Source organism: Gemmatimonas sp., from assembly GCF_041689975.1.
GTDB lineage: Bacteria > Gemmatimonadota > Gemmatimonadetes > Gemmatimonadales > Gemmatimonadaceae > Gemmatimonas.
This window is the reverse complement of the sequence record NZ_JBDNFF010000147.1, coordinates 1-8,074: the sequence shown is the minus strand read 5'-3', so window position 1 is coordinate 8,074 and position 8,074 is coordinate 1. Positions and strand designations below refer to the sequence as shown.

Here is an 8,074-nt window from a genome sequence, read left to right as displayed (position 1 = left end):
TGAGCGCTACGCCGACTCGGCGGCGGTACTGGCGCACGTCCAGACTTTTGGAGCGCGATTCGCCGAGCGGTTCATGTCACTGCTCACGCCCACGCGTTTCACCGTGTACGGTTCGCCCGACACCGCCGTGCAGGGCGCGCTCTCGGCGCTCCACCCCACGTACATGGGGCAGGCCGCCGGATTTCACCGCTGACGCCGCGTGCTATGTTATCCGCGTTGTCATCTTCCGTGGCCGCGATGCTGCTGGGTGTATGCATGTCGGTAATCGGTGTGGGTGACCTCGCGGCGCAGACAGCCGACGCCTTAGCCGTTCGGGTGGCGCGCGGTGCCCAGAACGAGGCGATCGCCGCCGGGGATCTCGACGTCGTCATGTCGTTCTGGACCGACGACATCACCGTGCGACGCGCGCTCGGCTCGCCAGTATCCGGACGCGCGGCGGCCCGCGCCGCGTTCGAGCCACCCTCCGGAGCCGCGCCAGCAGCAGCGTCGACAGCGCCGCGCGTTGTGTATCGGCGCACCCCGACCGATGTCGAGGTGAGCACGCAGTGGCCGCTCGCCTTCGAATCCGGCGTGTGGGAAGGGCGGGAGGGGACAGGCAATGGGCCGGTCATCATCGGTGGTCGATTCTCGGCGCAATGGGTGAAGCGCGATGGTCGTTGGCTGATCCGCGCCGAGGTGTTCGTGGCGCTCACCTGCGCGGGGGCTGGTTGTTCGCTCGTGGCCGTGCCATAAATCAGGCATGAAACGTTTTGCGCGGACCCTGCTGCTGGCCGTCGTGCCGATTCCTTTGTTCCGGGGTCATCCAGCCGGCGGCGACGCACGACGGACTCCGTAGTGGCGAACAAGATCCGCGTGAGCTCCGACGAGCTCCGACGAGCTGCGCGAACGATTGCGGGCGCTGTTCGACGACGAGTTGCGGATCGATCGCGAGTTGGGTCGCGGTGGTATGGCCGCCGTCTTTCTGGCACACGACTCGGCGCTGGGGCGACAGGTCGCGGTGAAATTACTACTCCCGCATGTGTCGATACACGTTGACGTGGTCGAGCGGTTTCTGCGTGAGGCGCGCACGGTGGCGGCTTTGCAGCATCCACACATTGTGACCGTGTACGGCGTGCGTAGTCGTGGTGATGCGCATGCCATCGTGATGCAATTCGTGGACGGCAGCAATCTCGACACCGTGCTGGCCGAAAAGGGCGCGCCGCCACCAGCGCAGGCGGCACGCATGCTGTCGCAGGTGGCGGCGGGGCTACAGCACACGCATGATCGCGGCGTGGTACATCGCGACGTGAAGCCGTCCAACGTGCTCGAGGACGACCAGGGTAACGCATACGTGTCGGACTTCGGCATCGCACGCCGCGACGACGCCATGCCGACGAGGGCGGGCCTCGTCCTCGGCTCATGGGACTACATGAGCCCCACACAACGCGCGGGCGAGCGTGTGACGGCTGCCGCCGACCAGTACGCCTTCGGCGTGATGGCGTTCGAAGTGTTCACCGGGCGGCTGCCCTTTCCCGGTACGCCGGCCGAAGTGGTTCGGGGACACATGGACAAGCCGGCGCCGTCGCTACGGGCCGTGGCGCCGGAGCTCACGCCAGCTATCGACGCCTTGATCGCCCGCATGCTGGCCAAGGATTCCGCCCTCCGGTGGCCGTCGCTGCTCGAAGCACGGGAACGGCTTGCGGAGCTGGCGTCGGGGGAGGTGGCCACCGTGCACGAGACAACGCGCGCCGAGTCGGGCTCGCCGCGTCGGTATGTCGTCGTCGGCGCCGTGGTCGTGCTTCTCGTAGCGGCCGCGGTGATTCTCCGCGCTACACTCTCACGCTAGTGCGTAAGCCCGTACACCACGTAGTTGGTCGCGAACTTGTACGCATCGTTGGAGAAGTTCACGGGGTACCAGCCTTCCCCTGACCACTCCATGTAGTCGCCGATGTCGTTGTTGTAGTTGATGATCACCTGCAGCCGCTTGGCGGGATCGTTGTCCTCGAAAATGCCCAGGTACTCGGCCTTCGCCAACGGCGTGGCGGGGTGCGTCATCCCTTCCAACGTCTTGATGTGAAAGAAGGAATTGAAGATCGGATGCGACACGTTCATCGACACGATGCGCGCGTTGGGTAGCACCGCCATCATCGCTTTCTCGAACACCTCCCACTGCCGGTCGAAGTAGAAGTCGTCGACGATCAGGAAGCCGCCCTTCTGAATCCAGCGACGGAGCGCTTCGGCTTCCTCCTGCGTGGGATACCAGTAGCCCGGCTCGGTGAGATACGCGATCGGATAGTGATTGAGCGCCGGGTCGTCGAGCACATGCACGTTGCTGGCCTTCTTGTGCAGTCGCAGCGTGGAGAGATCGCCCAGGATCGTCATGAAATTGCGCTCCATCTGCGGATAGTCCGCACTCCACGCCATGCGATAGCCCTGTGTGTAGCGTAGCCGCACGAACGTGAAGCGCCCGTCGTACGGGGCGTTCGGCTCGACCATGAAACGCTGGCGCTGCGACCACGCGATCGGTGCGGCGACGAGCAGCAGAGCGAGCGTGCAGCACGCGAGTCGGAGCGACCGTCGGAACCGTGGAACTGGATGCACGCTGTCGTGGCCAAGGGAGAAGGGTAAATTGCGCCCGGTACGTCTCCTCGTCTACCTGATCCCGAGCATGTCACGCACGCTCCTCCGATACTCGGCCCTGCTGGCGCTCTCGTTCGCTGTGGGGCGCTCGGGTGATGGCTTCGCTCCCGGCGCCCGTGTGCTGCTCGACGCGCACAATGCGTACCCTGAGCGGGGCCAGTGGAGCACGCGGATCGATGAAGCGCTGGCCACCGGCCTGCCGATTGCCATCGAGCAGGACCTGCATTGGCGGGTGGCGAGCGGGGAGGCACCGCAATCTGTCGTCGCGCACGACGATGATGCGCTCGAGGGGGCGCCCACGCTCGACGCCTACTTCTTTGCCCGCATACGCCCCATAATGGAGCGTGCGCTGGCCGATAACCGGCGCGACACGTGGCCGCTGATCACGCTCAATCTCGACTTCAAGGACAATACGCCAGCGCATCTCGATGCGGTCTGGGCGATGTTGGGGAGGTACGAATCGTGGCTGACTACGGCCACGCGTACCAACACGCCCGTGCACGCGGAGCCACTGGTGCCGGGACCGCTGTTGGTACTGGCCGGTTCGGACACGGCGCAGCGGCGGCGCTTTCACGACGACATACCGGTCGGTGCGAAGCTACGCACCTTCGGCGCCATGCGACCGGTGCCAGTGGCCGGGGAGACGAAAGCGTTACGCGCGCGTCGCGCCATGCGGATGACGAGCGCTCAGCACATCGACGCACACGCCGACAACTTCGCGCGTTGGGTGAACTTTCCGTGGAGCGTGATCGAGGCTGGTGGGCAGAGCACCGCCGGCGCGTGGGTGCCCGCCGACGCCGCGCGACTGCAGGCGTTCGTGCGTCGAGCGCACGCGCGGGACTTCTGGATTCGCTTTTACACGCTTGACGGATTCGCGCCCAGTGAGGATCGTGGCTTTACCGCGTCATACAACTTCGGATCACGCGCCGCCGCGTCGGCGCGATGGCGGGCCGCGATCGCGAGCGGCGTCGATTTTGTCGCAACCGATCAGTACGCTGCGTTCGCGGAGTTGCGTCGGTAGCTCCCCCGTCCGCCTACGCCGGCGTGATGTGCTTCGCGGTAATCGCAGATAGCGACGCAGTGCCGCTTTGCTTCATCGCGACTTCGAACTCCTTGCGCAGCAGGCCGAGCACCGCTTCCACGCCTTCCTGTCCGAAGGCACCGAGGCCCCAGATGTAGGGGCGGCCGATCCCGACCGACGTGGCCCCGAGCGCCATCGCCTTGAACACGTCGGTGCCGCGCCGGAATCCGCCGTCGCAGATCACCGGGATGCGTTTTTGGGTGCCGAGCAGGACGTCGGGCAGTGAGGTAATGGTTGCCCGATGCGAGTTTTCGGCGCGGCCGCCATGGTTGGATACGAACAGGCCGTCCACGCCGTGCTTCACCGCGAGGTCGGCGTCTTCGCTCGTCACGATGCCCTTGATCAGCACCTTCATGTTCGTGGATTGCTTGAGGCGGTCGACGAACTCCCACGTCGGCGTGCCGACTTCAGGGATCGGTGTGACCTTTTCGTAGCCCACGAGATTGGGTTTGCGTCGATTGTCGCGATCGTCCACGCGTCCGCTCACGCCCGGCAGCGGCGCGCCGCCCAGATGACAGGCGGTGCAGGTGCGCGTGTCGTTCCGCGCTTCGCGGATCATCGTTTCGCGGTTGCTGCCGCCCAACAGATCGACGGTGAACACGATGGCCGGCGCGCCCGCCTTCTCCATGCGCTTCACCATCTGCCGTGTGATCGCCCAGTCCTGCTGGTGATACAGCTGAAACCACACCGGTCCGCCGCGCGCCTCGATAGCGTCTTCGATGGACGTGGTGGCCACGGTGGAGAGCACCATGAGATGATCCTTCGCCTTGGCCGCGCGGGCCACCGCGATCTCGCCAAGCGGATGGAACGCCTTTTGGCTACCCACCGGGTTGATCACGATGGGCGTGGGATAGCGCGTGCCGAACCATGACACGCTGGTATCCAGACGGCTCACGTCGATGAGGCGGCGCGGTCGCATGGCCCAGCGGTCGAAGCCCTGACGGTTAGCCTGAATGGTGGCGTCGTCGTCGGTGCCGGTGGCGAGGTAGCCCCAATGGGCCACGGGAATGTTCTGCTTGGCGACCGGCTCGAAGTCGAAGACATTGAGCGCCTCACCGGCCGTGCGGATCTGTTGCGCGAGCTGCAGCGCGCTGTCGTCGAGGCGGGTTCGCGGACCGTCGCTGGCGTGCAGCAACCGGGTGAACACCGATTCATCGAGACCGGCGGCGGCCAGCAACGGACTGCCGGCCAGGAACGTAAGGAAATGACGGCGAGAGGGGTCGATGGACATACCCCAAGAGGCACTCATCGCTCGCCGTTGTCCAGCGTCATAGATTGACCGCACTCGCCCTTCCCACCCGCAGCTCCCCTCCCTTTGTCTTTCCTGTCCGCGCTTCGGAGCACAGTGCTCCGCTCCTCGATACCGGCGCTGTTCGCCGCCACGGCGCTGATCTCCACCGCGCTGCTCACCGCCGGCTCGGCGGCCCATGCCCAGACGGCCGTACCGCGTCTCGATGCCGCCGTGGCGGATTCGTTCGCCCGGGCGGCGCGCGCGCGCCCGCGCCCGTCATTCAGCACGCTGCGGGTGACCACGGCGCCGACCATCGACGGTAAGCTCGATGAGGCGATGTGGTCGCAAGGCACCCCCATCCGCGATTTCGTGCAACGCGAGCTCAACGAAGGCGTGCCCGCCTCCGAGCGTACCGACGTGCGTGTGGCCACCGACGGCGTGAATCTCTACATCGGCGCGCGCATGTACGACCGCGAGCCGCAGCTGATCGTGCCGGGCGAGAAGATCCGCGACGTGCAGCTCGCGAACAGCGACCACATCGCATTCGTGTTCGACACGTATCACGATCACCAGAACGGCTTCGTGTTCGCGACGACGCCGGCCGGCGTGGAGTACGATGGCCAGGTGATTCGCGAAGGCGAAGGCGGTGGGGCATCGGTGGCCGGCCAGAATCGGATGCAGGCGGGCGGTATGGGTGGCTTCAACGTGAACTGGGACGCCAGCTGGACGGTGGCCACCACGGTCGACTCACTCGGCTGGACGGCGGAATTCCGTATCCCCTTCTCGACGTTGCGCTATCAGTCGGGGAGCGCTGAGCAGACGTGGGGCATGAATGTGTCGCGCAACATCCGTCGCAAGAACGAAGAGTTGTACTGGGCCTTCATCCCGCGGCAGTTCAACCTCTATCGCCTGTCTATTGCCGGCACTCTGGCCAATCTCACCCTGCCAGTGCGTCGCATTCGCACGGTCACGCCGTACGTGCTCGCGTCGTCGCAGGAGCGCTGGACGAGCGGCATCAAGCAGGACAGCAAACGTCCCACGGAGTTTGGCGGCGAGATCAAGTACGGCGTAACGCCGGCGCTTACGCTCGACCTCACGGTCAATACCGACTTCGCGCAGGTGGAAGTCGACGATCAACGCGTGAATCTCACACGTTTCCCGATCTTCTTCCCGGAGAAGCGTCCGTTCTTCCTCGAGAACGCCGGTGTGTTCTCGGCCGGCACGCCGCAGGCCGTCGACCTGTTCTTCACGCGTCGCATCGGTATCTCCGACAATGGCACACCGCAGCCGATCCTGGGCGGCGGTCGCTTGTCGGGACGCGTGGGTGGCACGACGATCGGTCTGCTGCAGATGATCACGGACTCTCCCGATGCGCTGAATCCGGGACAGTCGTTCACGGTGGGACGCGCCACACGCGAACTGTCGGCGCGCTCACGGATCGGCGCGATGGCGGTGCAGCGGATGGCGACGGACGACGGTGGTGACGTGAACCGTACGTTCGCGGTGGACAGTCGCATTGGACTCGGCCAGCGCTGGACGAGTGACTTGTGGGCCGCACGCACGACGACGCGTGATCTCGACGGCGATGCCAATGCCTTCAGCACACGGATCGCGTATCAGACGAATGTCTGGAATCACAACGCGCGCATCGCGCAAATCGGCGAGGACTTCAATCCGGAAGTGGGCTTCATGAGTCGCCCCGGGGGGTATCGCGCATACGACGTCTCCTTCATGCGTCTCGTCCGCAAGCCGGAGTGGGCGTGGTTCCGTCAGTGGAATCCGCACGCGAGCTATCGCAGTGCGTACGGGATCAGCGATGGTTTCTATCAGTCGGGGTACTGGCACATCGATCTCACCGAGATCGAGTTGGCGAACAGCACGAGGTTCGGCCCCGAGTACAACATCTCGCACGAGGGGCTGCAGGCGCCGTTCACGATCGCGCCCGGCGTGGTGCTTCCGGCCGGTCAGTACGACTGGGGCACCTTGGGCTGGGATTACACCACCGACCCGAGTGAGAACCTGTTCGTCACGGGGCGATTCGACGTGGGCCAGTTCTGGACGGGCCGCCGCAGCGGCGGCAGCGGCACGGTCACGCTGCGCCGTGGCGCCACGTTCTCCGGTTCGTACACCGCGGATTACAACGACGTGCGTCTGCCGGAGGGCAATTTCATCCGGTCACTGCAAGCAGTGCGTTTGAATTACTTCTTCTCGCCGCGGGTGTTCGTGCAGACGCTCACGCAGTACAACAACCAGCAGCAGATCTTCTCCGCCAACGTGCGCTTCGGCTGGCTCAACACCGCCGGCACGGGCTTGTTCATCGTGCTCAACGACGGCCGAGCTGCGACGGGCTTCTTCGACCTCGGCGCACCGCAGCAGCGCTCGGTGTTCATGAAGTTCACGCGCCAGTTCGGCACGGGCGGCTGACGGTTTGCCTCGTATGCCGACCGAGGCCGGGTGCTGCGGATAGATCGCCAACCGCTGGAACACGGAAACTACGGATTGCACGGAAACGGCCACAGATAAGCGGAGTGGCTACGGACGGTCATGCGTCATGGCCATCAAGTCTGTTGCTTATCCGTGTTGTTTCCGTTGATCGGTGCCATCCGTGTTCCGGCTGTTGCGATGCTCGTGTTGTTCGCCGCGAAAGGCCGAGCGATCTACTTTGGAAACGCTAACCGGAGCCGTTGCCACCACTGTTCGTCGAACGCGCTCAACGCCCGCGGATTGCCGCTGGCCACGTCGGCTTCCTCGCCGTGGCGTGCGATGACGAGGTCGAGTGACGGGATCACGTAGATCTTCTTGTCGCCCTTGCCCAGCGCGGCGATCAGGTCGCTGGGCGCGCTTGGAATCAGTGCACTTGGCACTGCGGGCAACAGATATGGCCCCGGGATGCGGTATGAGCCCTTGCCGTTGAGCCACCAGAGGTAGCCGTAACTGGGATTGTTCGGCGCGGCGGTCTTGAGTGCTGCCATGAAGTAGCTCTCGTCGCCCAGAATGGCTTGGCCGTTCCATCGTCCACGATTGAGGATCAAGTGCCCGAAGCGTACCATGTCGCGCGCAGAACAACTCAACACGAGCCCCAGCTCTCCGGTATCGATATTCGGAACCCATCGCGCTGTTCGCATACCGATCGGCGTGAACAG

Annotated in this window: 6 protein-coding genes and 2 pseudogenes; 5 read left to right on the top strand and 3 right to left on the bottom strand. The window is 64.9% G+C overall.

The window, feature by feature from the left end:
• The 3 genes and pseudogenes from ACESNG_RS09955 to ACESNG_RS09945 form a co-directional block, all read left to right on the top strand.
• Nucleotides 1-193 (top strand): annotated as a pseudogene (locus ACESNG_RS09955) (antibiotic biosynthesis monooxygenase); the annotation flags it as partial.
• Nucleotides 194-216: 23 nt separating this feature from the next.
• The gene (locus ACESNG_RS09950; RefSeq protein ID WP_373058471.1) at nt 217-732 is read left to right on the top strand and encodes a DUF4440 domain-containing protein; all 516 of its coding nucleotides are present in this window, start codon (nt 217-219) and stop codon (nt 730-732) included.
• Nucleotides 733-889: 157 nt separating this feature from the next.
• Nucleotides 890-1,825, top strand: coding sequence for a serine/threonine-protein kinase (locus ACESNG_RS09945; protein ID WP_373058469.1), 936 nt, complete (start codon nt 890-892; stop codon nt 1,823-1,825).
• Here ACESNG_RS09945 and ACESNG_RS09940 read toward each other — a convergent pair.
• A complete protein-coding gene (locus ACESNG_RS09940) occupies nt 1,822-2,580 on the bottom strand; it encodes a DUF4159 domain-containing protein (protein WP_373058467.1) in 759 nt (252 codons plus the stop codon). The two genes, ACESNG_RS09945 and ACESNG_RS09940, sit on opposite strands and share 4 nt — an antisense overlap.
• A 67-nt stretch (nt 2,581-2,647) precedes the next feature.
• Here ACESNG_RS09940 and ACESNG_RS09935 point away from each other — a divergent pair, with 67 nt between their 5' ends.
• Nucleotides 2,648-3,640: a hypothetical protein gene (locus ACESNG_RS09935; RefSeq protein ID WP_373058465.1), complete on the top strand. Its 993-nt coding sequence runs from the start codon at nt 2,648-2,650 to the stop codon at nt 3,638-3,640.
• A 13-nt stretch (nt 3,641-3,653) separates the two neighbouring features.
• Here ACESNG_RS09935 and ACESNG_RS09930 read toward each other — a convergent pair whose 3' ends face one another.
• Entirely contained in the window at nt 3,654-4,931 is a 1,278-nt protein-coding gene (locus ACESNG_RS09930) for an alpha-hydroxy acid oxidase (protein WP_373068792.1), read from the bottom strand.
• A gap of 114 nt (nt 4,932-5,045) precedes the next feature.
• Between ACESNG_RS09930 and ACESNG_RS09925 the strand changes: the two genes are divergently transcribed.
• Nucleotides 5,046-7,355 carry a DUF5916 domain-containing protein gene (locus ACESNG_RS09925; RefSeq protein WP_373058461.1) on the top strand — a complete coding sequence of 770 codons (2,310 nt, stop codon included), beginning with the start codon at nt 5,046-5,048 and terminating at the stop codon, nt 7,353-7,355.
• Nucleotides 7,356-7,588: 233 nt separating this feature from the next.
• Here ACESNG_RS09925 and ACESNG_RS09920 read toward each other — a convergent pair.
• Nucleotides 7,589-8,074: pseudogene (locus tag ACESNG_RS09920) on the bottom strand (serine hydrolase); the annotation flags it as partial.

Bases quoted from the DNA above. Each gene is read 5' to 3' on its own strand.
- ACESNG_RS09935 (WP_373058465.1), top strand. From the start codon at position 2,648: ATGTCACGCACGCTCCTCCGATACTCGGCCCTGCTGGCGCTCTCGTTC.
- ACESNG_RS09930 (WP_373068792.1), bottom strand. From the start codon at position 4,931: ATGTCCATCGACCCCTCTCGCCGTCATTTCCTTACGTTCCTGGCCGGC.